The following is a 20,754-nucleotide window of genomic DNA, read 5'->3' as shown; positions in this document are numbered from 1 at the left end:
TCGAGGGTCGGCATAACGACTTGGCAGACATAGATTCAGACAAAACCTTTGGGAAGTGTCCTTATGTCCACCGCGCAAAAAAATGTCCACCGCGCAAAAAAACGGTCACATATGCGTTAGTGCGGCATAGCCCTGATCTAATCACGACAGAGACAACGCATAGAAAGAGCAATCAGATATGGAAACGAATACAAATGATCACCACACACATCCTCTTTCAAAGAAAAAAAGATGAAGCATGCTGGATCAATCGACACTATATCAATATCTCGCAAGTGGTCGTCTGTCGCTCGTTTCTCTGACGCAGGCTCTGGTCGTTTCCGAGCAGCTCAGCTTTCACAAAGCGGGCGATATACTTGGCATCGCCCAGTCCGCCGTCAGCAACCGGGTCGCGTCACTCGAGGACGCGATTGGCTTCCCCCTCTTCGAACGGAAGCGAACCGTCCGGCTGACTCCGCACGGGAGGATCTTTCTCGAATTCATCTCTGATGCCATCGATCTGGTCGGGAAATCTCTCGAAGTCTCCGGCGCTCCAATCGAGATTCATCGCCCGGCAGTGCGTATTGGTCTTCAATCCGCCGCCGCTGCCGGCCCGTTGGCAGCCATTCTACGGCGGTTTGACGCAGCCCAGCCGGATATCGGCCTCACCCTCATGGAGACTGATGATAGTGACGTGCTAAAATGCGTGCGACGCCGAAAGCTGGATATTGCCTTCTTACCATGCCAGGCAATGACGGAGCGCCTCTCTCACGACGTTCTGGATGCGCTACCGCTTTGGGACGAACAAGTGGTCGTGGCTCTGAACCAAGACGATCCTCTCGCGACTAAATCACGCCTGCATTGGAAGGATCTTGCTGATCGCGAGTTCCTGGTGCGCTCTCATGGCATCGGCCCCCACCTGATGGATCTGGCTTTGCCATTGGTGAGACAAGTCGGAGAGCCCAGGCATATCGAACACCTGCGCCTTGGACGGGATACACTGCTGACCGAGGTGGTGCGCAAACGCGCGGTCGCGCTGACCACCGAGGCAGCTCTCGGGATCGCCCTTCCGGGCCTGACCTTTCGACCAATCGGCGAAATACCAGTCCTGGTTACCTTTTGCGCGCTCTGGTCACGACAAAACATCAACCCCTCTCTGAGGAGCCTGCTGAAAATCATCCGCGAGCTGTCGGAAGCATATCGGAACAGCCAAGCTGATGGCACGATTTGATCGATCAGTGACCTGCTCAGCAATCAGGTTTTCGCTGACGTTCTCGCTGGAAAGCGCGATCTTCCGACATGAAATGCTGAATCATGCGGACGGCCAGATGGGCCACATCTACCCGCGAGCCCCCCGCTCCTGATGCCGCCATAATATCGGCATACGCCTTCATATCCCGGAAGACATGGGCTGGCAGATCCACCGTCAGCTTTACCGGCTTCTCGTCCGGCACACTGGTGATCTTCAAGGTCGCCATCGTCACCTCTCCCTCTCATGCCAGGGCCGGAGTACCAGGTCCCGCTTCAAAAGCACGACGAACGGCAGTCCCGGCCGGTCGGTCAGGGTCGGCTGGACATTCAGGCTGCGGTCGATCAGCCGGTTGCCGACCATGGAAAAGCCGTTCGACGCCCCGCTGCGGATCGCCTGCATCAGGTTGTTCTCGCCGAAGGACGTCCCAGCCTCAGAACCGACGCTGAGCATGGTGGTCACCAAGGCCGCTTTGAATAGTTCGCCCCAATGCCGGTCGATCTGATCGGACAGCCCGGCCTGGCCGATGGCGTCGGCGCCCGGCAGGTTCTCCAGCACGACGGACTCGCCGTCCGGAAAGATCAGCCGGGTCCAGATCACCAGCGTGCGGTCCTGCCCGAAGGCGAGCGAACTGCTGTACTGGCCGACCAACGTGCTGCCCTGGGGAATCAGCAGATAGCGCCCGGTCGGACTGTCATAGACATTCTGTGTCACATGGCCGGTGAGTTGCCCCGGCAGACCGGAATTCACCGCCGTATTGAGCGCGCCGGCGATGACTGTGCCCGCCTGGAGTATATAGGGCGAAGCCGGCGCCACGATCCGTTCCAAACTGACCGTGCGGTGATCGACCGCCTGCGCCAGAAAGGCGCGGTTTCCCGCCTGCGGGTCGCTGTCGTTCGGCCGCGATGCATTTCCCGCTCCGGTCTCTGCCCCGACCATCGGAGCGGCAGCACCACCGCCCCGATCCCCCTGCCCCACTTGCACGAACAGCTTGCTGCCGATCGCGGCATCGATCTCCTGCTGGGCGCGGCGCGCGTCGTCGTTGCCGATGGCATTGACCGGGATCGACTTGCCCTGCTGCTGCGCATTGAGGATCGGTCGGCCGAGATCGCCGGGCAGCGCCGGTCCCAGCTTCGGCACACCGGTATAATCCTTCGGCAGGGCATCCAGCCCCGCCGCCGCCGGCCGCGCCGCATTATCCTGATTCGCGGATGCCGAGGGTGCATGATGGCCAGCCTGCAGGGCGTAACCCAGCGCGAAGGCCACCGCGATCGCCCCCACTCCACCCAGCGACCAGACGACGCGGCGGGACAGCCGGACCACGCGCGGCCGGTCAGCACGCAGGCGCAGGTCAGGCGGCGGCACGACCGGCTCCGCCTGTCCGTCGCGCCGCGGCTCGCCATTCATGACTGCCGCCCATCGGTACGGACAATGCGCACCCGCTGCTCGCCGGTCTTGTCGTCCAATCGCAGCTCGGCGGCGGCAAACAACCGGTCGACGATCATCCAGTTCTGCCGGACGCGATAATTGACCAGCGCCGGATTGCCGTCCGGCCCGAGCACGAAGAGCGGTGGCAATTCGCCCTGCCCGATCCCGGACGGGAAGGCGATATAGACCTTGTTCCCGTCATCGAAGGCGCGCAGCGGCTGCCATGGTGGTACGCCCCCTTTGACGTCCTGGATCACGTAGCGGAAATTGAGGGCATTGAGGTCCAGCCCGGTATCGACGGGCGCCTCATCCTCGGAGGCGGCGTCCTGGCGGTGGAGGGCAATCAGATCATCTTCGGGATAGTCCCACGACACCGAGGCCATGTAGCTGGCGGGGGTGGAGCGCAGTTCCGCCAGATAGGTGCGCCGGTCGGTGTTGACGATCAGGTTGGTGACAAGATCCGGCCGGGTCGGCTTGACCAAAATATGGACGCGCCTGGTGCCCCCTGCCCCGCTCTCGGTATCGCCGATGATCCAGCGCACCGTGTCGCCGGCCGCCACCGGCCCGCTGCCCACCAGCTTCTCGCCTTGCTGGAGCATGATATCGGTGATCTCGCCGGGCGCGGCATAGACCTGATAGAGCGCGCCGGGAGAATAGGGATACACCTGCACGGCATTGATGAATCCCGCCCGCGTCGGCTGGATCCGCGCCGCCAGATTGGCCTGGGTCACCCGCGCGGCCGGATCGACCGCCTCGGATGGCAGGGTGTGTCGAAAAGACCGGTGCGACGGCAGCGGCTTCAACTGGCCGGGCAGCGGCAGCGGTTGCGGCACCGCGACCACCTGCACCGGTTTCGGCGGATCCGGCAGGCGCGTCGCCCGCACGGCGTCGTCATAACGGATGGCCGGCGGGTGGTACTGCCCCGCGCAGGCGGACACGGCGAGCAGCATCAGCGGCAGGGCACGCATGACCATGCGGATCATTGTCCAAGCTCCTTCGACCAATTGATGGCGGAGACGTAGATGCCGAGCGGGTTGCGACGCAGCCGGTCGGCGTCATGCGGCGGGGCGATCAGCACCGAGAGGATCGCCGTCCAGTGCTCAGTGCCCGAGTAGGCGCCGTCGCGGTAATGCCGCTCGCTCCAGGCGACACGGAAACTCGCCGGCGAGGCGCGGATCACCGAGGACACATCCACCTCGACCTGCTCGCGTCCGATCCGGGAAAACGGATCGTTAAGCCGGGCCTCGTCATTCAGCGCGGCCGCGCCGGAAGTGGTGGTGAAGTCGTAAGCGCGCAGCCAATCCTGCCGGACCACCACCGGGTCGGAGGACAGGCCGCGCACGTCCTCGATGAAGCGCGCCAGAGACCAGGCGATCTGCGGATCGGTGGGCGTATAGCCGGCCGTAGCTGGGGCCACGATTTGCGCCTCGCCCAATTTGTCCACCTGCACCACCCAGGGCACGATGGTGCCGCGCGCGGATTGCCAGACCAGTCCGGCCCCCAGGCCGGCCGACAAAACCAATGAGCCGAAGGCCATGAAGCGCCAGTTACGGGCCTGGACGCGGGCCGAGCCGATACGCTCGTCCCAGAGCTGCGCCGCCTTCTGGTAGGGCGTGACGGGCTCGGGCGAGATGCCATAATTTGTGGTCGAGCGACGGAACATCGCCATCATTCTTTCTCCGACAGATCGATCGAGGAGGATCCGCCGCCGCCATCGGCCGAGCGGATGACATTGGCGGCTTCCGCCGCATGGGCGGCCGCATTGCGGCGCTTCATCTTCCGTGCCCAGCGCGGCGGCTTGCCGTCGGAAGTCGGGCCGGAGTTGTCGCCGCCATCAGGGCCGCCTCCCGAGGGGCCACCACCAGGGTTACCGCTACCGGCAGGCCCGGCACCGGGATCACCTCCGCCGGACGGGCCTGAAGACCCACCGCCACCCGACGGACCGTCGGCTTCTCCCCCGCTGCCCATTGCACCGGCGGCCCAGCGTCCGCCGGCCGCGTAGCTTTCCTTCAATGACGAGGCCGCCGCACCGACCTTGCTCTTCGCCGCGTTCATGGCAGCGCCACCAACAGCCCGGCCCATTCCGCCGATGCCGGCCGCCACACTTCCGGCGCCGCCCGCTCCCGCCGCTCCGGCGCTGTAGGCCGTCGTGGCGGCACCCGCGATCGCGGCCCCTCCCCGCGCGGCAGCAGCGGTGGCGCCAAGGGCAGCAGCGCCCCCGGACGTCAGGGCGGCAGGTGCGGCCACGGCAGCGGCCCCCATAGCGCCGACTGCCATAGCGGTCCCGGCCGCCGCCCCCGCGCCAAGCTGGGGTGCTCCGGAAATCAGCCCGTTGGCGACGCTGCCGCCGTAGATGGCGAGCCCGATCATCGCGAGGGCTGCGAGCACCACCGAGAGCGCCTGGCCGATCGTCGGCAGGCTGTCGCCGTAAGACGTGGTGAACTGGGAGAAGAGTGTGGAGGCAATGGCGCTGATCACGGCGAAGACCATGATCTTCACGCCAGACGACACCACATTGCCCAGCACCTTCTCGGCAAGGAACGCCGTGCGGTTGAACAGCGCGAACGGGATCAGGACAAACCCGGCGAGCGTGGTCAGCTTGAACTCGACGATCGCCACGAAAAGCTGGACGGCCAGCACGAAGAACGCCGCCATGACGATGAACCAGGAAATCAGGAACACCGCGATCTGGGCGAAGCCGGTAAAGAAATGGATCGGGTCGAGAAACTGGTGCATCGCATCCAGCAGCGGCTGGGCCGCGTCAAACCCCGTCGCCGCCAGCCTTCCGGGATGTACGAAATCACCCAGCGCCAGTTTACCGCCGCCCACCTTCAGGCCGAGCCCGGCGAAGCTATCGAAGACCTTCTTCGAGAGACTGTCGAAATTGTTGATGATGAACGCGAAGAAACCGATATAGAGCGTCTTCTTCACCAGACGCTGGATGATGTCCTCGTCCGCCGCCCAGGCCCAGAACAGCCCGGCGAGCGCGATGTCGAGGACGGAGAGTGATCCGGCGAGCGAGACCACATTGCCCTTCACCAGACCGAAACCGGTATCGATCGTGGTGGTGAAAATATTCAGGAAATTGTCGATGACGCCTGCATTCGTCATGCCCGTTCCCGCCATGACCGTCAGTTCCCGTCGTTGAAGACGGAGACGGCGCCGGGCACGTAGGCATCGTGCTGCGCAAAATGTTCGTATTGCGCCTGGCCTTCCGCCTCGGCCGCCGCCTCCCGTGCCCGGTCGAGTTCCTGCGCCCGGCCATTGGCCGACAGCACCGCGATCACGTCGGAGAGCTGGCGGGATTGCAGGGCGAGCAACTGGTTGCCGGCCTGGGCCGCCTGCAACGCGCCCGTCGAACTCTGGCTTGCTGAGACGAGCTGGGTCATGGCGCCGCTGTCGGACGGGATGTTGCCGACGGCGCGAGCCTGCATCTTCAGCGCGTCCTCGAACCCGCCGACGGAATTCTGCCACCGCGTCTGCGCCTGGCTGAACAGGGCGCTGTCGGACATCGACGCGGAAATTGACGTGTACGCCTGCTGATATTGCTGTTCGACCGACTGGACGCTGTAGGCGATGTTCTGCGCCTGGGAGAGCAGCGCAGTGGTCTGGGACATCGTCGATTGCAGCGTGGACAATGTCGACAATGGCAAGGATGCCAGATTTCTCGCCTGGTTGACCAGCATCTGCGCCTGGTTGGCAAGCGAGGAAATCTCGTTATCGATCTGCTGGAGTTCTCGCGCTGCGATCATCACGTTCTGGCCGAAATTGGCGCCGTCGAAGACCGCCCATTGCGCGTGGGCTGGGGTGACCGAAAGAGACAATACGCTGACGAGGCCACCAAGAAGCAGGATCCGCCTCATGGCACCCCTCCTTCGCGCAACAGGTCGGCGACCCAGGCCACACCCCGCGCCGCGAACCAGGCCGGCAGAAATCCGCTCCGCCCATGCTCGGCCAGCACCTCATCGATCAGCCTGTGATCGTCCTTGCCGGACGCGGCGCACAGCGCCAGCGCCACCGGTCCAAGCCCCAGTTCGAACAGCCGGTTGCCGCGCTGGGTCTGGCAGTAATAGTCCCGCTTCGCCGCCGCGCGGGCGATGATCCCGATCTGCCGGTCGTTGAGGCCGAAGCTGCGATAGAGGCTCATGATCTGCGGTTCGATCGCTCGTTCGTTGGGCAGGAAGATCCGCGTCGGGCAGCTTTCCACCACCGCCGGCGCAATCCGGGAATTCGCGATATCGGACAGGGACTGGGTGGCGAAAACGACCGAGGCGTTCTTCTTGCGCAGGGTCTTAAGCCATTCGCGCAGCTGGCCGGCGAAGTCGCCGTCATCCAGCACCAGCCAGCCCTCATCGATCACCAGCAGCGTCGGCCGACCGTCGAGACGGCCTTCGATGCGATGAAACAGATAAGAGAGAACCGGCGATGCCGCGCCGGAGCCGATCAGCCCTTCGGTCTCGAACACCACCACATCGGCGCTACCCAGCCGCTCGGCATCGGCATCGAGCAACCGGCCATAGGGGCCGCCGAGGCAATACGGCGCCAGCGCCTGCTTCAGCGCGTTGGACTGCAGTAGCGCGACCAGACCGGACAGGGTGCGCTCATGGGAGGGCGATGACGCGAGCGAGTTCAGCGCCGACCAGAGATGGGATTTGACGTCGGGCGTCAGAGCCATTCCCTCGCCCACCAGGATCTGACCGAGCCATTCCGTCGCCCAGGCTTGCTCGTCCGGGTCATCGATCCGGGCCAGCGGCTGGAGCGAGACGGTGGGAGAACCGCCCTCCCCATCAGCGGTATTGTCCGACAATCTCCCACCAAGGTCGTGCCAGTCCCCGCCCATGGCCAGCGTCGCCGCGCGCAGCGAGCCGCCGAAGTCGAAGGCGAAGATTTGCGCGCCCTGATAGCGGCGAAACTGCAGCACCATGAGCGCCAGCAGGACAGATTTCCCGGCCCCGGTCGGCCCGGCGATCAGGATGTGGCCGACATCGCCGACATGCAGGGAAAACCGGAACGGCGTGGCACCGGCGGTCTTGCCGTAGAACAGCGGCGGGGCACGGAAGTGGGTATCGCGATCCGGTCCCGCCCACACGGCGGAGAACGGGATCATATGCGCCAGGTTCAGGGTCGAAACCGGCGGCTGGCGCACATTGGCGTAGACATGGCCGGGTAACGACCCGAGCCAGGCTTCCACCGCGTTGAGGCTCTCGGCCATACAGGTGAAATCGCGGCCCTGGATGATCTTCTCGACCAGACGCAGCTTCTCGGCGGCGATACTGGCGCTGCCGTCCCAGACCGTAATCGTCGCGGTGACATACGCCTGCCCGACATTGTCCGCGCCGAGCGACTGCAACGCCAGATCGGCATCGGCCGCCTTGTTGGCGGCGTCGTTGTCGACCAGCGCCGACGCCTCGTTGGTCATCACCTCGCGCACGATGGCGGCGATCGATTTCCGCTTGGCGAACCACTGGCGTCGGATCTTCGTCAGCACCTTGGTGGCGTCGGTCTTGTCGAGCAGGATCGCCCGCGTCGACCAGCGATAGGGCATGGCCAGCCGATTCAGGTCATCCAGAATTCCGGGAAAGGTCCGGCTGGGGAAACCCGTGATGGTCAGGGTTTTGATAAACGCATCCCCGAGTTTGGGTTCCAGACCGCCCGCCAACGGCTGGTCTACCAGCAGCGCGTCCAAATGCATCGGGATTTCCGGCACGCGGACACGCTGCTGCCGCGTCGAGATGGTGCTATGCAGATAAGTCAGCGTTCCGGCGTCATCAAGCCACGCCGCCTCGGGCATGAAGCCGTCGAGCAGGGCCAGCAGCCGGTCGCTGCGATCCACGAACGAACTGAGCATGCCATACGGGTCCGGCCCGTCACGCTCCCTGCCCTCATAGAGAAGTCTTTCGGCGCGGCCAGATGATTCCGCCGGCGGTAGCCAGACCACGGTGAGGAAATACCGGCTCTCGAAATGCGCGCCCTCATCCTCGAACGCCTCACGCCGTTCCAGATCGACCATCTGGCTGGCGGCATCGGGAAAATCGCTCTCCGGATACAGCGTCGCCGGGACGCGCTGCGCCTCGACGAACACCGCCCAGCCGGAGCCGAGCCGGCGCAGGGCATTGTTCAGCCGGCCGGTGACACCGACCAGTTCGGCCGGGGTGGCGCTGTCGAGATCGGGACCACGGATGCGCGCCGTGCGCTGGAAGCTGCCGTCCTTGTTCAGGACGACACCCATCGCCACCAACGCCGCCCAAGGCAGGAAATCGGACAGGAGGGCAGCACGATTGCGATATTCGGAAAGAGACATCATCGCCCTGCCCTCCTCACGCTCGCAGCCAGGCCGGGTAGCGCAGATGCCGCCGCCCCACCTCGACGAACAGCGGATCGCGTTTCGCCCCCCACACCGCCAAGCTGTGCCCGACGATCCAGAACGCGGCGCCGATCAGCCACAGGCGCAGGCCCAGCGCGATCGCGGCGGCCAGCGTGCCGTTGGCGATGGCCACCGTTCTTGGGGCGCCGCCGAGCAGGATCGGCTCGGTCAGCGAACGATGCACCGGGACATGGAATCCCGGCACCGCGTCGTCCTCGTAGCCGGCGGCCATCAGATCAGCGCCCCGCCGGCGAAGGAGAAGAAGGACAGGAAGAACGAACTGGCGGCAAAGGCGATAGACAGGCCGAAGACGATCTGGATCAGCCGGCGGAATCCGCCCGAGGTCTCGCCAAAGGCCAGGGTCAGGCCGGTCACGGTGATGATGATCACCGACACGATCTTGGCCACCGGTCCCTGCACCGAGTCCAGGATCTGGGTCAGCGGCTGCTCCCACGGCATGCCGGAGCCCGACGCCCAGGCACTGGAACCGAACACCGCCGTCAGCAGGGCGGCAGACGCGATCGTGGCAACGTGCTGCCGCACACGAGGGATGGACTGGATCATCGGAATTCTCCGTCGGTCTGGACTGGATGGACGCGATAATCGCCGGCCACGGGATCAAGCCCGTCCACCATGGCGAGTTCGGACAGGCGGCGGGCGCTGCCCCGTCCGGACAGCACCGCGATGACGTCGATGGTCTCGGCGATCAGCGCACGCGGCACGGTGACCACGATCTCCTGGATCAGCTGCTCCAGCCGACGCAGCGCGCCCAAGGCAGTGCCGGCATGCAGGGTGCCGATGCCGCCGGGGTGGCCGGTACCCCACGCCTTGAGCAAGTCGAGCGCCTCGGGGCCGCGCACCTCGCCGATCGGAATCCGGTCTGGCCGCAGGCGCAGCGCCGAGCGCACCAGCTCGGACAGCGTGACGATGCCGTCCCTCGTGCGCAGGGAGACAAGGTTGGGCGCGGCGCATTGCAGTTCGCGGGTATCCTCGATCAGCACCACGCGGTCGTCGGTTTTCGCCACTTCGGCCAGCAGGGCGTTGACCAGTGTCGTCTTGCCGGTCGAGGTGCCGCCCGCGACCAGGATGTTCCGCCGCTCCGCGACCGCCCGGCGCAGGAACTTCGCCTGGCCTTCCGTCATGATCCGGGCGGCGACGTAATCATCGAGGGTGAACACCGCGACGGCGGGCTTGCGGATCGCAAAGCTCGGCGCAGCCACAACCGGAGGTAGCAGACCCTCGAACCGCTCACCGGTCGGCAGCTCGGCCGATACGCGCGGCGCGCTCTCATGCACCTCGGCGCCGACATGGTGCGCCACCAGACGGACGATGCGCTCGGCGTCGGGGGCACTCACCGTTTCGCCCGTGTCCGCCAGCCCCTCGGACAGACGGTCGACCCACAGCCGCCCGTCCGGGTTCAGCATCACCTCGACCACGGAAGGATCGGCGAGGTGTGTTGCGATAGCCGGCCCCATCGCCGTCCGCAGCATGGCCATGCCGCGTGTCCTGACACTGTTTTCGATTGCTGTGACCGGCATGCGCGTCCCCGTCCGTTCGGATCGTCCGGCGGTTCCGGACGACGACGGGGATGATTAGAAAGGGGCAGATTTATTGGCCCGCAACAACGAATTCGGTGGATGCGGCGTTCGGGTAGGACATGGACAGCTATTCGGTCGGGTCGCTGTCCGCTGCCCCTTGCCGTGCGGCGATGTCACGCGAGCGCTCGCGCAGGAATCGGTCGCCGGTCGCCAGGCGCCGCTCCAGCGCGGTCAGGAACCCCTCGAACCGCTCCAGCCCCATCGCCCGCGCCGAGGCCCGCGCGCTCTCCGGCAGCGGCGGGGTGCTGGTCAGCCAGAAGCGGATGAACAGGGTCAGGGTCTCCGCCAGGATGGAGATGTCCTCCTCCAGTCCGGCGATCTGGCGCGACATGCGGTCCAGCCGCCGCGACGTCGCGGCCTCCTGCCGTTCAGCGGCGTCATCCGTCAGGAAGGATAGCACGGCGGTCTCGACCAGCGCCGATTTCGAGAGATCCCGCCGCGCGGCGCGCGCTTCTAGTTGCTTGAGGATGTCCGGATCGAAATAGATGTTCAGGCGTCGGCTGCGCTTCTGCATGATGGCCCCCTACAAGCCCAGCCCGTCGGCCGGATCCATGCCGGCCTGGCGCGCGATACCCCGCTGCGTCCGGAGCCATTCCGCCGTCCGGCGCGCCTCGGCGTCCTGGTCGTCGTCAGGGAGATCGAATTCCCAGGCGGGGTCAGGCCGCTCCGGTGCGATATCCTCGTGCTCCGGCAGGTCCGGCTCGCGCCGGATCCCGCCGTCGGTGTCGGCGCCCTTGGTCGTTCCCTGTGTGGAAGCGGGTTCCTCGTTTGACGCGCCCACCGGATCAGGTGCCACGCTGACCCCCGCCCAGGCATCGGCGACACAAGTGGCCTCCCCTTTCCCGCAGACGGCGGGATCGGGCGGCGGCAGGATGCGCTCCCGGAAACGCGGATCGTCGTAATAGCGAGCCTTGAGCGCGCGGATCGGCGGGCAGCCGGCGAGCATGACCAGTTCCTCATTGTCGGGAAGCTGCTGCACCTCGCCCGGCGTCAACAGGGCCCGTGCCGTCTCCTGGCGGGAGACCATGAGGTGTCCCAGCCAGGGCGAGAGACGGTGGCCGGCATAATTCGTAGCATCCCGCTGCTCGGTCGCCGTGCCGAGCGCGTCGGACACCCGTTTCGCAGTCCGCTCGTCATTGGTCGCGAAGCTGACCCGGACATGGCAGTTGTCGAGGATCGCATTGTTAGGGCCATAGGCCTTCTCGATCTGGTTCAGCGACTGGGCGATCAGGAAGGCCCGGATGCGGTAACCCGCCATGAAGGCCAGCGCGCTCTCGAAGAAATCCAGCCGCCCCAGGGCGGGGAACTCGTCGAGCATCAGCAGCAGGCGCCGGCGCTTCCCCGCCGCGTCGAGATCCTCGGTCAGCCGGCGGCCGATCTGGTTCAGCACCAGCCGGATCAGCGGCTTGGTCCGGCTGATGTCCGAGGGCGGCACGACGAGGTAGAGTGAGGCAGGCCGGTCGCCCTGAACCAGGTCCGCGATCCACCAGTCGCAGCGGCTTGTGGCGTGAGCGACCACGGGGTCGCGATAGAGGCCGAGGAACGACATGGCGGTGGACAGCACGCCGGAGCGCTCATTGTCCGACTTGTTCAGCAATTCCCGTGCCGCCGAGGCGACGACGGGATGCGGCCCCTTTGTCCCGAGATGATTTGTGCGCATCATCACCGCCAGGGTAGCTTCGATCGAGCGCTGCGGGTCGGACAGGAATTTGGCCACCCCGGCCAGCGTCTTGTCCGCTTCGGCATAGAGGACATGCAGGATCGCGCCGACCAGCAGGGAATGGGAGGTCTTCTCCCAATGGTTGCGCCGCTCCAGCGCCCCCTCGGGATCGACCAGGATGTCGGCGATGTTCTGGACGTCACGGACCTCGTATTCGCCCGGCCGGACCTCCAGCAGCGGGTTATAGGCGGCGGACGCCCTGTTGGTCGGATCGAACAGCAGCACGCGGCCGAAGGTGGCGCGGAAACCGGCGGTCAGCTCCCAGTTCTCCCCCTTGATGTCATGGACGATCGCCGAGCCGGGCCAGGTCAGCAGGGTCGGGATCACCAGCCCGACGCCCTTGCCGCTGCGCGTCGGCGCGAAACACAGCACATGGTCGGGGCCGTCATGGCGCAGGTAGGCGCGGCGATACCGTCCCAGCACCAGTCCGTCAGGGCCGAGCAGCCCGGCCCCGGCAACCTCCTGCCGGCTGGCCCAGCGGGCGGAACCGTAGGTTTCCACCCGCCGCCGTTCCCGCGCCCGCCAGATCGACAGCGCGAACGCGACGATGACCGCGAGGATGACGCCGGCAACGCCAATCCGCGCGCCCCGCACGAACACCGAGGGCGCGTAGGCATCGAATTCGTACCACCACCAGAAGAACAGCGGCGGGGCATAGACCGGCCAGCGCTGGTCCAGCAGGAACCAGGGCCGCCCCAGCGCGGGCTGGAAGCCCAGCCGCCAGGCGGTCCATTCCGTCGCGGCCCACCAGAACAGGAGGACAATCGTCAGGACCAGGATCACCTGGCCCCAGAGCACGCGCGTGGCGGACATGCTTCCCTCCCTGACAGGACACCTCTCCGTCAGCGAAGGAAAGGCGGGGATTTCCGCAAGCGGATTCCGCGCCTGTGCGGCAACCGGCGGCGAAAGGATAGGGAATAGGACGGGCGCGCTCAGTGCGCCGTTCGACCACCCGGTATGGTCAGCAGCTGGCGGTAACCGACATCGCGCATCCAGCGCGCCCGCGCCATGTGCGAGTCCCAGCAGCGGCGCGCGCCGGGCTCGTCCGCAGCCGCATCGCGGCCGAGCACGATCCGCGCGACCTCGCGCCAGTCCGCGCCGTCCGCCTCCGCGTCGAGTAGGCGCAGGTAGGTCACGTGATGGAGATGGTCGTAGGCAGTCAGCGCCGGGCCGCCAGGGGCCTCGGCGGCGATCGCGGGATCAGGCCTATCCTGGGTCGGCGTGATATCCTGCACGAGGGGCACCCCATGGTCGACTGGTCGCTCTACGCATCGTGCGGTCAAAGTTCCCGCGGCGCAAGACGAATAGGAACGATCGTTCCTAGAATGATCGTTCCCCTACCCGCACCCATGGGGCATGGACCTCAAGGACGTCATGGCGGCCAATCTGCGGCGCATCCGCCATGACCGCGATCTGACGCAGGAAGAGCTTGCCGAGATGACCGGTCTCAGCGCCCGCTATATCGGCTCGATCGAGCGCGCGCGTGTTTCGGCCAGTGTCACCATCCTCGGCAAGATCGCCGACGCCCTGGCGGTCGCCCCTGGAGATCTGCTCCGGTAGCGACCTATCGACGACCGGTTCGGTCCTGGGCCGCATGCCACACGCGCAGGATTCGCACCGTCTCCGCAGCCTCATCGACTTCGTAGACCAGCACATAAGGCGGGACGGTCACCAATTCGCGCGTGCCGTCCTCGCCGACACGGGCCAGCAGCGGGAAATCCGCCAGCGAGTCGACTGCCTCGATCAGACGCAGCAGCAGCGCTTCGGCGACATAGGGATTACGGACGATCAGGTAGTCGATGACGAGTAATCCCGGGAGCATGAACCCGTCGTGACGGAGCTGGCCGGCGCTGCTATGGATTGGATCATCAACAGCCCAGATCGGTTCAGCAATGAGCAAAGCCTTTCTCGCCGCCGTCCTCCAGGATTCTCTGCACTGCACCGGTGTCGCTGCGGTCAAGGCCGCCGACGACCTGGTCACCGCCATCGTCGCGGAACTCAAGACGGAAGGCGGCTTTACGCTGCCATCGTTCGGGACCTTCACGGTCCACAAGACCAAGGCCCGCAGAGCCCTCAATCCCCGTACCGGCGAGCCAGTCAAGGTCAAGGCGGGGAAGACCGTGCGGTTCAAGGCCAGTCCGGTACTCAAGAAGGCGGTCTGAAACCGCCTCTCGTCACCTCGCCGCAGACTTGTCCCGCGTGCGCCCGAGAGAGCCGCCATTGAAGAATGAAATTGTCGTAAAAGAACAACGCCCGGTTCGTCTCCAATATGGCGCCTTGCCATACCGGTTCAGCGATGAACGCGACCTCGAAATATTGCTTGTCACGTCTCGTGGCCGGGGACGCTGGATCATCCCGAAGGGATGGCCGATCAAGGGTATGAACCCGGCGAAATCCGCTGCCCGCGAAGCCTATGAAGAAGCTGGGGTGCGCGGATCCGTTGGTAGCAAGGCAATCGGACGGATCCGATATGACAAGATCCTGAGCGATGGCGAAACCTATGTGCTTTGTGAATTGGTCGTCTTTCCGCTCAAGGTGAAGCAACAACTCAAGAAGTGGCCGGAGGCGGGCGAACGGGAATTGCGCTGGCTGCCGGCTCTTCAGGCCCTCGAGCTGGCGGATGACGAGGGCCTCCGAGACCTGATCAGGCATTTCACTCCGAAAACAGGACGCAAGCGCGCGTCTCCCGGCGACACAATCAGAAAGTCAGGCAAAGCACGCAAAAAGTCGAAGTAACCACGCTACCTACCTCCGGCGATCCTGGGCTGCATGCCGTACGCGCAGGATCCGCATTATCTCCGCGGCCGCATTACTGAGAACCGACCTGCAAGGTAGTAAGACTAACGCCACCGTATGGCGTATCGTTAATGGATGTCTTGGATCGACCGTTCGTCGATAGGCGGAATCGAGTCACGTCATCGGACGCGAGGAGGTCGACGACTGTCCTGCGACGTTCCTCAATGACCCCGCTTCTGTTGCCAGTACAGAGTCAGCGGTAGGAAAAGGCCGATTGCGACCATCAGCACACACCATGTGAGCCCAAAAGCCAACACGGCAAGCCAGGGTTCTCCGTTCAGGTATAATGTTATTCCTCCGGCGACGGCCGCCAGGACCAGAATAACAATATGTCCGATCCAGGGCATTATCAGACTCCGTCACGTTCGAGAAAAATGCCCGTTGTCGATCACCTGATCAGGTTACGGTTCCGCACGAGCGCATCTCGCATAGGAGAGTTCCCCGTCTCCACAGGACGTGAGCGCGCGAGGTACGGTATGGCATCGTCCAGCGTCCAGCCGAAGAAGAACAATCGCTTCCATCGCGTCGGAATCGGGCCAACAGCCCACCCCGAATAGAAGCCGGTTACTGGCCGGCGGCGCGCAGCGGCGGCTCCGCGGGCACGTCCTTGAGGTTCATCCCCTGATACTTTCCCGTCAGGGTTTTGAGGAAAGCAGCGATGTCGGCCACATCCTGATCCCCGATATGACTGTCCGGCGTCTGGTAGCGCGCCATGACCCGGATCGCCTGCTCCAGGGTCTTGGCACTGCCATCATGGAAGTATGGCGCGGTCAGCTCGACATTCCGCAGGTTCGGTACCTTGAAGCGCTGCAGATCAGCCTTCGATTGAGTGACCGCGAAGCGGCCCAGGTCGACCGGCGTCATCGGTTTGTCGCGATCCTGGAAATAGGGTCCTTCAAGCCCCAGGATTTCGAACGCGTCACCACCAACGGCGACGCCACTATGACAACCCGAGCAGCCAATTTGCTTGAAACGTTCGTAGCCGCGCCGTTCCTGCGCGGTCAGGGCCTGTGTGTCGCCCTTCAGGTACAGATCGAAGCGGCCGTTCGGTGTGATCAGGGTCTTTTCATATTCCGCGATCGCGTTGGTGACGGTTTTCTCGGTCACCGAATTGGGTCCATACAGGCTTTCGAAAGCCGTCGCATATTCCGGCACCGCGGCGATGGCAGCGGCGACGCTCGCCCAATCATGCGATCCCATTTCTACGGGGTTGGTCACGGGGCCGGCGGCCTGGGCCGCCAGATCGGCGGCGCGGCCGTTCCAGAACTGCGCCAGATTGAAGACCGCATTATAGACTGTCGGGGTATTGATCGGCCCCTTCTGGCCATTGATCCCGGTGGCGGTCACCATGCGATCGACCCCGCCTTCGTTCAGGCCATGGCAACTGGCACAGTTCAACTGGCCGTTGCCCGACAGGCGCTTGTCGAAGAACAGCGTGCGTCCGAGATCGGCCTTCTGCCAATCGACCGGCACGCTTTCGGGAATGGGCTGAATGACTTCGCCGGCGAATTGCGGGGCAACCCCCGGGGTGGCGTAGTAGCGGCGTCGCTGATCCTGGATCCAGGCCAGGATGTCCTGCCGCTGGGTCGTGCCAAGATATGCGTGCCAGTGCAGGGTCAGATAGGCCCACGGCGGCATCCGGTTCTGCGCGATCACCTCCTCGATCCGCGAGAGCTGCTCGACGGAGGGCGGCTTGCCGGCCTGGAACGCCGCGATGATCGGCTGGAACTGGAAATGACGCTGACCCTGGGTCAGGTCGCGGGCCATGATCTGATTGGCGAGCGGCAGCTTGAAGTAGAAAGGCAGATTGGTTCCCGCAACATGGCAGTAGTCACAACGTGCTTCCTGAAATGCCGCAAAGGCCTTCATGGACACGGGGTCGTGCAATGACGGACTCCCTGCGGGAATCTGCGGTGCGCCCGCATGATCGAAATGCGCGAGATAGGCGACCGCGCCGCCGTAGGCGACGACACCCAACGCCACGACACCGGCAAACGCCATCTTGACTGGACTCAGCGGCACCGCTCTACCCCCCAGAGAAAAACGTCACATCATAACCTAGCCCACCGGTTAACGGGCGAAGAAAAGACGGTCCGCGTTCAGACGCACGACAGGACCGCCCCTTCCGCCAGGCACCATCGACTTCAGTCGGACAGACCACGCCACAGGTCGATGCTGCCTTCATGGGCGTGCCGGTCGATGTGCTCCAGTTCCTTGGAACTGAAAGTCAGGTTTTTCAGTGCATCAAGCGAGTCGTCGAGCTGTTTCGTGTTTCGAGCGCCGATGAGCGCGGACGTCACGCGGGGATCGCGCAAGACCCAGGCGATTGCCATCTGGGCCAGGGACTGGCCGCGCTCGCGCGCGATGGCATTAAGCGCGCGGACATGGCTCAGGTTCTCCTCGCTCAGCATATCGCGGCTGAAGGACGTGCCCGCGGCAGCCCGGGAGGCGTCGGGAACGCCGTCCAGATATTTTCCGGTCAGCAACCCCTGGGCCAGTGGAGAAAAGGCGATACAGCCGGTACCCAATTCTTCCAGCGTGTCCAGAAGCTCGGTCTCGATCCAGCGGTTCAACAGCGAGTAGGATGGCTGATGGATCAGCAGCGGCACACCCGCGTCCTGTAGAATGCGCGCAGCCTGCCGCGTTCTCTCCGGCCCGTAGGACGAAATGCCGACATAGAGCGCCTTGCCCTGACGGTGCATCTGAATCAGCGCGCCCATCGTTTCTTCCAGCGGCACGTCCGGCGTCGGACGATGCGAATAGAAGATGTCGACGTAATCAAGCCCCATGCGCTTGAGGCTCTGATCCAGCGACGCCAGGATGTATTTGCGCGACCCGCCCTTGCCGTAGGGCCCGGGCCACATGTCCCAGCCGGCCTTGGACGAAATGATCATCTCGTCACGGTGGCTCCGGAAATCCTTTTCGAGGATCAGGCCGAAATTCTCCTCCGCCGAACCGAACGGCGGCCCGTAATTATTGGCCAGGTCGAAATGCGTGACCCCCCGGTCGAACGCGCGCCGGATCACCGCGCGGCCGGTCTCGAACACGTCCTGGCCGCCGAAATTGTGCCACATGCCGAGCGAGATCGGCGGCAGGTCTAGGCCCGAGCGGCCGCAGCGGCGAAAGGAAGCGCCGTCATATCGTTCCGGGGACGGAGTCCATGTCATGATCGAAAATTCCCTTGGAGAACAAAGCATCTATTGCGCGGTAACCGGCACGTCCGAACAGGCATCTCTGACCACCGGTCGCGCCCGGAATGACAATGATCGTAGAAATAGGCGCTTTCGCCAGCCACCAGAAGGGCGATATGATGATTCCTATTCAATGGATCGTTGAAGAAAGATCATTTCGTGAGCCGTTTCGCCCGCGCGGCTGAATGTACCGAGAGACGCGGCCCGCCTGCTCCTTGCGCCGATCTGGGAAGATTTCTTCGCACGGTTTCCATTGATCCATCTTGATATCGCCGTCGAAGACCGACTCGTCGATATCGTGGAAGAAGGGTTCGATGCCGGCATGCGGTTCATGGAACGCGTGCCGAAGGACATGATCGCGGTGCCGTTGACGGAACCGCTGCGTTGGGTGATCGCGGCCTCGCCCGGCTATCTGGAGCGGCATGGACGCCCCGTGAAGCCCCAGGACCTGCATGATCATCGCTGCATCCAGATGAGGATCAGCGATCATTCGACCTATCCGTGGGAACTCGGCAACGGCAATTCCATGCTCCGGATCGAGGGACCCGGTCCCCTGCGGGTCAACGACACCGACACCGCCGTCGATGCCGCAAAACGGGGGATCGGGCTGGTCTATTGCTTCGAACGGTGCATTGAGACGGAACTCGGCGCCGGTGTTCTGGAAATCGTCCTGCCGGAGTGGACATCCATGGGGGCGCCATACGCCATCTATTATTCCAGCCGCCGGCATCTCCCGCCCGGCCTGCGCGAACTCACGCGCGTCATTCGCGAAACCCGGAAATTATGATCCGCTATCAGCTCCTGCCGATCGCCGCGTCACACGGCCTCCTGGCCGGCCTATAGCGCCCGGAGACAGTCCGAGGATGGTCCGTGCCCGGATCAACCGGCTATGCCACCACATCGCGGGCCGTCTTACTGCGCCGCCTCGGCGACAGCAGTCGATCTTCCGAACGTGGTGTGCCTGTCTCCCCACCGTTTCAGCGCCATGATGACCGGTTCGAGGCTCCGCCCGCGCTCAGTCAGGCTGTATTCCACGCGCGGCGGGACCTGCGGATACACGGTCCGCAGCAGGAATCCGTCCCGCTCCAACTCGCGGAGTTGCATCGTCAGCATCCGCTGGGTGACGTTGGGCAGTCGCTTGCGAATGGCGTTGAAGCGCAGGGTTCCCTCCAGCAGGTGATAGAGGATCACGCCCTTCCATTTGCCATCGATAAGCTCAAGCGTGGCCTCGACGGCGCAGCCGGGGCTGCAGTCGAGTGCTGTGTGACGGATACGCGGCATGACGGTATCATTTCCGATACTATGGGCTTTATATGTGCGTTCTTGCGCATTGCGATCATAGCGCGCCATCTTCCGCCCGATCAACGATGGAGCGGAAATCATGCGTGCCGTTGGCTATCAGACGCCTCTTCCGATCGATAATCCTGAAGCATTGCGGGATATCGACCTGCCGAAGCCCGTGCCGGCCGGGCGCGACATTCTGGTCGAAATTCGGGCGGTATCCGTCAATCCGGTCGATACCAAGGTCCGGAGAAGCGCCGCGCCCGAGTCGGGGCAGTGGCGCGTGCTGGGTTGGGATGCGGCCGGCGTGGTCACAGCCGTCGGACCCGACGTCTCGAAATTTTCCGTCGGTGACGAGGTCTTCTACGCGGGTGCCTTGCAGCGTGCGGGCACCAATGCGCAATTTCATCTGGTCGATGAACGGATCGTCGGCCGCAAGCCAAGATCGCTGGATTGGGCCGAGGCCGCCGCCCTGCCGCTGACGGCGATCACGGCATGGGAAATGCTGTTCGACCGGCTCGACGTCCGCCGCGCGGTTCCCGGCGCGACGCCCTCCCTGCTGATCGTCGGCGGAGCGGGCGGCGTCGGGTCGATCGCCATCCAGCTTGCACGGGCGCTCACCGACCTGACGGTCATCGCCACGGCGTCACGGCCCGAGACCCGGGAATGGGTCCGTCAACTGGGCGCGCATCATGTAATCGATCACACGCAGTCTCTGGCCGCGCAGGTCACGCACCTGCCGACAGGCGCGCCCGGCTTCGTCTTCTCGACGACCCAGACCGACCGGCATTTTGAAGACATCGTCGCCCTGCTGGTACCACAGGGACGCTTCGGCCTGATCGATGATCCGGCGGAACTCAGCGCCCTGCCGCTGAAGCGCAAGAGCCTGTCCCTGCACTGGGAACTGATGTTCACGCGTCCCCTGTTCGAGACAGCCGACATGTCGGCCCAGGGCGCGCTCCTCGACGAGGTCGCCGCACTTGTCAACGCGGGGCGGGTCCGTACGACGCTGGCAGAGCATTACGGCCTCATCAATGCCGAAAATCTACGCCGTGCCCACGCGGTCATCGAAAGCGGACGCGCAAAGGGTAAGATCGTGCTGGAAGGCTTCGGCAACTGAAGCGGAGGGACGGTCATGACAGAAACGT

Annotated in this window: 24 protein-coding genes; 7 read left to right on the top strand and 17 right to left on the bottom strand. The window is 64.5% G+C overall.

The features are described from left to right. Nucleotides 1-238 precede the first annotated feature (238 nt). Nucleotides 239-1,210: a LysR family transcriptional regulator gene (locus HLH36_RS15270; RefSeq protein ID WP_182987196.1), complete on the top strand. Its 972-nt coding sequence runs from the start codon at nucleotides 239-241 to the stop codon at nucleotides 1,208-1,210. 16 nt (nucleotides 1,211-1,226) lie between these two features. Here HLH36_RS15270 and HLH36_RS15265 read toward each other — a convergent pair whose 3' ends face one another. The 13 genes from HLH36_RS15265 to HLH36_RS15205 form a co-directional block, all read right to left on the bottom strand. Next, nucleotides 1,227-1,457 carry a DUF2274 domain-containing protein gene (locus HLH36_RS15265; protein WP_182987195.1) on the bottom strand — a complete coding sequence of 77 codons (231 nt, stop codon included), beginning with the start codon at nucleotides 1,455-1,457 and terminating at the stop codon, nucleotides 1,227-1,229. Between the two features lie 2 nt (nucleotides 1,458-1,459). Then, entirely contained in the window at nucleotides 1,460-2,635 is a 1,176-nt protein-coding gene (locus HLH36_RS15260; protein ID WP_182987194.1) for a TrbI/VirB10 family protein, read from the bottom strand. Then, nucleotides 2,632-3,639 carry a P-type conjugative transfer protein TrbG gene (gene trbG / locus HLH36_RS15255; RefSeq protein WP_182987193.1) on the bottom strand — a complete coding sequence of 336 codons (1,008 nt, stop codon included), beginning with the start codon at nucleotides 3,637-3,639 and terminating at the stop codon, nucleotides 2,632-2,634. The genes HLH36_RS15260 and trbG overlap by 4 nt, the downstream gene beginning before the upstream one ends. Continuing rightward, on the bottom strand, nucleotides 3,636-4,319 hold the full coding sequence (gene trbF, locus HLH36_RS15250; RefSeq protein ID WP_182987245.1) for a conjugal transfer protein TrbF: 684 nt from the start codon (nucleotides 4,317-4,319) through the stop codon (nucleotides 3,636-3,638). Before trbF ends, trbG begins: the two co-directional genes overlap by 4 nt. Before the next feature lie 5 nt (nucleotides 4,320-4,324). Then, nucleotides 4,325-5,767 carry a P-type conjugative transfer protein TrbL gene (trbL, locus tag HLH36_RS15245; protein WP_182987192.1) on the bottom strand — a complete coding sequence of 481 codons (1,443 nt, stop codon included), beginning with the start codon at nucleotides 5,765-5,767 and terminating at the stop codon, nucleotides 4,325-4,327. A 20-nt stretch (nucleotides 5,768-5,787) separates the two neighbouring features. Continuing rightward, nucleotides 5,788-6,519 carry a P-type conjugative transfer protein TrbJ gene (gene trbJ / locus HLH36_RS15240; RefSeq protein WP_182987191.1) on the bottom strand — a complete coding sequence of 244 codons (732 nt, stop codon included), beginning with the start codon at nucleotides 6,517-6,519 and terminating at the stop codon, nucleotides 5,788-5,790. Then, nucleotides 6,516-8,960 carry a conjugal transfer protein TrbE gene (gene trbE, locus HLH36_RS15235; RefSeq protein WP_182987190.1) on the bottom strand — a complete coding sequence of 815 codons (2,445 nt, stop codon included), beginning with the start codon at nucleotides 8,958-8,960 and terminating at the stop codon, nucleotides 6,516-6,518. Before trbE ends, trbJ begins: the two co-directional genes overlap by 4 nt. 13 nt (nucleotides 8,961-8,973) lie before the next feature. Beyond that, nucleotides 8,974-9,252, bottom strand: coding sequence for a VirB3 family type IV secretion system protein (locus tag HLH36_RS15230; protein WP_182987189.1), 279 nt, complete (start codon nucleotides 9,250-9,252; stop codon nucleotides 8,974-8,976). Beyond that, nucleotides 9,252-9,584 (bottom strand): TrbC/VirB2 family protein, encoded by a 333-nt coding sequence (locus HLH36_RS15225; RefSeq protein ID WP_182987188.1) that lies wholly within the window; start codon nucleotides 9,582-9,584, stop codon nucleotides 9,252-9,254. Before HLH36_RS15225 ends, HLH36_RS15230 begins: the two co-directional genes overlap by 1 nt. Next, nucleotides 9,581-10,558: a P-type conjugative transfer ATPase TrbB gene (gene trbB, locus HLH36_RS15220; protein WP_182987187.1), complete on the bottom strand. Its 978-nt coding sequence runs from the start codon at nucleotides 10,556-10,558 to the stop codon at nucleotides 9,581-9,583. The genes HLH36_RS15225 and trbB overlap by 4 nt, the downstream gene beginning before the upstream one ends. A 127-nt stretch (nucleotides 10,559-10,685) precedes the next feature. Then, nucleotides 10,686-11,132, bottom strand: a complete 447-nt coding sequence (locus HLH36_RS15215) for a ribbon-helix-helix domain-containing protein (protein WP_182987186.1) — start codon at nucleotides 11,130-11,132, stop codon at nucleotides 10,686-10,688. Nucleotides 11,133-11,141: 9 nt separating this feature from the next. Next, nucleotides 11,142-13,151, bottom strand: coding sequence for a conjugal transfer protein TraG (locus tag HLH36_RS15210; protein WP_182987185.1), 2,010 nt, complete (start codon nucleotides 13,149-13,151; stop codon nucleotides 11,142-11,144). A 119-nt stretch (nucleotides 13,152-13,270) separates the two neighbouring features. Then, entirely contained in the window at nucleotides 13,271-13,621 is a 351-nt protein-coding gene (locus HLH36_RS15205) for a DNA -binding domain-containing protein (protein WP_220792872.1), read from the bottom strand. A 73-nt stretch (nucleotides 13,622-13,694) separates the two neighbouring features. Here HLH36_RS15205 and HLH36_RS15200 point away from each other — a divergent pair, with 73 nt between their 5' ends. Next, nucleotides 13,695-13,898, top strand: coding sequence for a helix-turn-helix domain-containing protein (locus tag HLH36_RS15200; RefSeq protein ID WP_182987184.1), 204 nt, complete (start codon nucleotides 13,695-13,697; stop codon nucleotides 13,896-13,898). A 4-nt stretch (nucleotides 13,899-13,902) separates the two neighbouring features. Here HLH36_RS15200 and HLH36_RS15195 read toward each other — a convergent pair whose 3' ends face one another. Continuing rightward, nucleotides 13,903-14,160 carry a type II toxin-antitoxin system RelE/ParE family toxin gene (locus HLH36_RS15195; RefSeq protein WP_182987183.1) on the bottom strand — a complete coding sequence of 86 codons (258 nt, stop codon included), beginning with the start codon at nucleotides 14,158-14,160 and terminating at the stop codon, nucleotides 13,903-13,905. 70 nt (nucleotides 14,161-14,230) lie between these two features. Between HLH36_RS15195 and HLH36_RS15190 the strand changes: the two genes are divergently transcribed. Then, nucleotides 14,231-14,500 (top strand): HU family DNA-binding protein, encoded by a 270-nt coding sequence (locus HLH36_RS15190; protein ID WP_182987182.1) that lies wholly within the window; start codon nucleotides 14,231-14,233, stop codon nucleotides 14,498-14,500. Nucleotides 14,501-14,558: 58 nt separating this feature from the next. Further along, nucleotides 14,559-15,074: an NUDIX hydrolase gene (locus HLH36_RS15185; RefSeq protein ID WP_220792871.1), complete on the top strand. Its 516-nt coding sequence runs from the start codon at nucleotides 14,559-14,561 to the stop codon at nucleotides 15,072-15,074. Nucleotides 15,075-15,698: 624 nt separating this feature from the next. Here HLH36_RS15185 and HLH36_RS15180 read toward each other — a convergent pair. Beyond that, a complete protein-coding gene (locus HLH36_RS15180; RefSeq protein WP_182987181.1) occupies nucleotides 15,699-17,135 on the bottom strand; it encodes a cytochrome-c peroxidase in 1,437 nt (478 codons plus the stop codon). A gap of 143 nt (nucleotides 17,136-17,278) precedes the next feature. Then, complete coding sequence (gene mgrA / locus HLH36_RS15175; protein WP_182987180.1) at nucleotides 17,279-18,301, bottom strand: L-glyceraldehyde 3-phosphate reductase; 1,023 nt, start codon at nucleotides 18,299-18,301, stop codon at nucleotides 17,279-17,281. Here mgrA and HLH36_RS15170 point away from each other — a divergent pair. Both HLH36_RS15170 and HLH36_RS15165 read left to right on the top strand, forming a co-directional pair. Continuing rightward, complete coding sequence (locus HLH36_RS15170; RefSeq protein WP_182987179.1) at nucleotides 18,300-18,470, top strand: hypothetical protein; 171 nt, start codon at nucleotides 18,300-18,302, stop codon at nucleotides 18,468-18,470. The genes mgrA and HLH36_RS15170 overlap by 2 nt on opposite strands. Nucleotides 18,471-18,506: 36 nt before the next feature. Beyond that, complete coding sequence (locus HLH36_RS15165) at nucleotides 18,507-19,112, top strand: LysR substrate-binding domain-containing protein (RefSeq protein WP_182987242.1); 606 nt, start codon at nucleotides 18,507-18,509, stop codon at nucleotides 19,110-19,112. 125 nt (nucleotides 19,113-19,237) lie between these two features. On the opposite strand, the gene HLH36_RS15160 is transcribed toward HLH36_RS15165, so the two are convergent. After that, on the bottom strand, nucleotides 19,238-19,606 hold the full coding sequence (locus tag HLH36_RS15160; RefSeq protein WP_220792870.1) for a winged helix-turn-helix transcriptional regulator: 369 nt from the start codon (nucleotides 19,604-19,606) through the stop codon (nucleotides 19,238-19,240). Between the two features lie 100 nt (nucleotides 19,607-19,706). Between HLH36_RS15160 and HLH36_RS15155 the strand changes: the two genes are divergently transcribed. Beyond that, complete coding sequence (locus tag HLH36_RS15155; RefSeq protein WP_182987177.1) at nucleotides 19,707-20,726, top strand: zinc-binding alcohol dehydrogenase family protein; 1,020 nt, start codon at nucleotides 19,707-19,709, stop codon at nucleotides 20,724-20,726. Nucleotides 20,727-20,754: the final 28 nt, after the last annotated feature.

This window comes from Gluconacetobacter aggeris (genome assembly GCF_014174395.1).
Taxonomy (GTDB): Bacteria; Pseudomonadota; Alphaproteobacteria; order Acetobacterales; family Acetobacteraceae; genus Gluconacetobacter; species Gluconacetobacter aggeris.
The sequence above is the reverse complement of the archived record's forward strand: the minus strand, read 5'-3'. Positions and strand labels throughout refer to the sequence as shown.

Coding starts and splice junctions, on each gene's coding strand:
- HLH36_RS15180 (WP_182987181.1), bottom strand. CDS start 17,135: ATGGCGTTTGCCGGTGTCGTGGCGTTGGGTGTCGTCGCCTACGGCGGC.
- trbG (WP_182987193.1), bottom strand. CDS start 3,639: ATGATCCGCATGGTCATGCGTGCCCTGCCGCTGATGCTGCTCGCCGTG.
- HLH36_RS15160 (WP_220792870.1), bottom strand. CDS start 19,606: ATGCCGCGTATCCGTCACACAGCACTCGACTGCAGCCCCGGCTGCGCC.
- HLH36_RS15225 (WP_182987188.1), bottom strand. CDS start 9,584: ATGATCCAGTCCATCCCTCGTGTGCGGCAGCACGTTGCCACGATCGCG.
- trbE (WP_182987190.1), bottom strand. CDS start 8,960: ATGATGTCTCTTTCCGAATATCGCAATCGTGCTGCCCTCCTGTCCGAT.
- HLH36_RS15230 (WP_182987189.1), bottom strand. CDS start 9,252: ATGGCCGCCGGCTACGAGGACGACGCGGTGCCGGGATTCCATGTCCCG.
- HLH36_RS15270 (WP_182987196.1), top strand. CDS start 239: ATGCTGGATCAATCGACACTATATCAATATCTCGCAAGTGGTCGTCTG.
- trbJ (WP_182987191.1), bottom strand. CDS start 6,519: ATGAGGCGGATCCTGCTTCTTGGTGGCCTCGTCAGCGTATTGTCTCTT.
- trbF (WP_182987245.1), bottom strand. CDS start 4,319: ATGTTCCGTCGCTCGACCACAAATTATGGCATCTCGCCCGAGCCCGTC.
- HLH36_RS15195 (WP_182987183.1), bottom strand. CDS start 14,160: ATGCTCCCGGGATTACTCGTCATCGACTACCTGATCGTCCGTAATCCC.
- HLH36_RS15210 (WP_182987185.1), bottom strand. CDS start 13,151: ATGTCCGCCACGCGCGTGCTCTGGGGCCAGGTGATCCTGGTCCTGACG.
- trbL (WP_182987192.1), bottom strand. CDS start 5,767: ATGACGAATGCAGGCGTCATCGACAATTTCCTGAATATTTTCACCACC.
- HLH36_RS15215 (WP_182987186.1), bottom strand. CDS start 11,132: ATGCAGAAGCGCAGCCGACGCCTGAACATCTATTTCGATCCGGACATC.
- trbB (WP_182987187.1), bottom strand. CDS start 10,558: ATGCCGGTCACAGCAATCGAAAACAGTGTCAGGACACGCGGCATGGCC.
- HLH36_RS15190 (WP_182987182.1), top strand. CDS start 14,231: ATGAGCAAAGCCTTTCTCGCCGCCGTCCTCCAGGATTCTCTGCACTGC.
- HLH36_RS15260 (WP_182987194.1), bottom strand. CDS start 2,635: ATGAATGGCGAGCCGCGGCGCGACGGACAGGCGGAGCCGGTCGTGCCG.
- HLH36_RS15155 (WP_182987177.1), top strand. CDS start 19,707: ATGCGTGCCGTTGGCTATCAGACGCCTCTTCCGATCGATAATCCTGAA.
- mgrA (WP_182987180.1), bottom strand. CDS start 18,301: ATGACATGGACTCCGTCCCCGGAACGATATGACGGCGCTTCCTTTCGC.
- HLH36_RS15200 (WP_182987184.1), top strand. CDS start 13,695: ATGGACCTCAAGGACGTCATGGCGGCCAATCTGCGGCGCATCCGCCAT.
- HLH36_RS15170 (WP_182987179.1), top strand. CDS start 18,300: ATGATCGAAAATTCCCTTGGAGAACAAAGCATCTATTGCGCGGTAACC.
- HLH36_RS15265 (WP_182987195.1), bottom strand. CDS start 1,457: ATGGCGACCTTGAAGATCACCAGTGTGCCGGACGAGAAGCCGGTAAAG.